Annotated in this window: 1 protein-coding gene and 1 pseudogene; both read left to right on the top strand. The window is 73.2% G+C overall.

Going from position 1 to position 1,260, the window contains the following annotated elements:
* Positions 1 to 635 (top strand): winged helix-turn-helix domain-containing protein (locus tag NS283_RS18130; protein ID WP_058598226.1); only part of this gene is annotated, 635 nt, incomplete at its 5' end.
* Positions 636 to 708: 73 nt separating this feature from the next.
* A pseudogene (locus NS283_RS18125) lies at positions 709 to 1,260 on the top strand (DNA-3-methyladenine glycosylase 2 family protein); the annotation flags it as partial.

Raw genomic sequence — 1,260 nt, 5'->3', positions numbered from 1 at the left:
CCGCTCCGGCCGCCCGCCCCGCGCTTCCCGCGGGTTCCGCCCCGCGCGGCTTCGCCCTCTACGTCGGCATCGACGAGGCGAAAGCCGCGGCCGCCGGAGTGAGCCTCGGCACGCTCGTCGAGGCACTGCGTCGCACGCTCGGTGAGCTCGCCCCCGCCGCCGAGACGTACGCCACGGTCGCCCTCGCTCCGACCGGAGCCGGTGGCCGCGACGTCGACGTGGTGCGCCTCGCCCTGCACGAGCCGTCCGCCGTCGCCCGCACCAAGGACGAGCCCGCCGAAGAGGACCGCGCGCCCGGCGGTGTGGTCGTCGACATCTCGCGCAAGCGCGTGCTCATCGACGGCGAGTCGGCCGCGTTCACGTTCAAGGAGTTCGAGCTCCTGCAGTACCTCGTGCTGCGCGAGGGTCGCACGATCGAGCGCGCCGAGCTCGTGGCATCCCTCTGGGAGGGCTCGACCGATGACGACGCCCCCGGCGAGCGCACCATCGACGTGCACGTGCGCCGACTGCGCGCCAAGCTCGGCGCCTACGAAGACATCGTGCGCACGGTGCGCGGCGTGGGATACCGCTTCGACCGTCACGCCGACGTCTCGATCCGCTACGGTCACGGCACCCCCTCGCCTGACCGCTTCTGACCGATCAGCGCACCGCCGCGCGCGAAACAGCCCCGGATGCCGCGATGTCGGCGGGGCGACGTAGGGTGTCGGCATGAGATCGACCGGGGTGCGCACGCGGCAGACACCGCGCGAGCTTCCGGTCCCGACCGAGCGTCCGCTCGAGGGCGAGTACCGTCCCGCGCAGCCCGTCGACGTCGGTCGTGCCGTCGCCGCACAACGGCACGGACGCAACGACCCGACCTACTTCTCGTCGATGCCGCTGCGCGACGGCGGTGTCGTCTGGCGCGTCAGCCGCACCCCGCTCGGCGTCGCGACACTCGCCCTGCGCCAGAGCATCGGAGGCGCGGTGCGCGCGGCGGCGTGGGGACCCGGCGCCGAGTGGGCGCTCGACCAGCTGCCGGCACTCTGCGGCAAGCTCGACGACCCCGACGGATTCGATGCCTCGCGGCATCCGTCGGTCGCCGAGTGGCACCGGCGGCATCCCGACCTCCGCATCGGACGCACCGATCTCGTCTTCGACGCGCTGGTCAGCGCGATCATGGAGCAGAAAGTCACGAGCCTCCAGGCCTTCTCGGCCTGGCGCAGCATCGTCACCTGGTACGGCGAACGCGCCCCCGGTCCCACCCCGCGGCCGCTGTTCGCC

This window comes from Microbacterium testaceum, from assembly GCF_001476285.1.
GTDB lineage: Bacteria > Actinomycetota > Actinomycetes > Actinomycetales > Microbacteriaceae > Microbacterium > Microbacterium testaceum_B.
The sequence above is the reverse complement of the archived record's forward strand: the minus strand, read 5'-3'. Positions and strand labels throughout refer to the sequence as shown.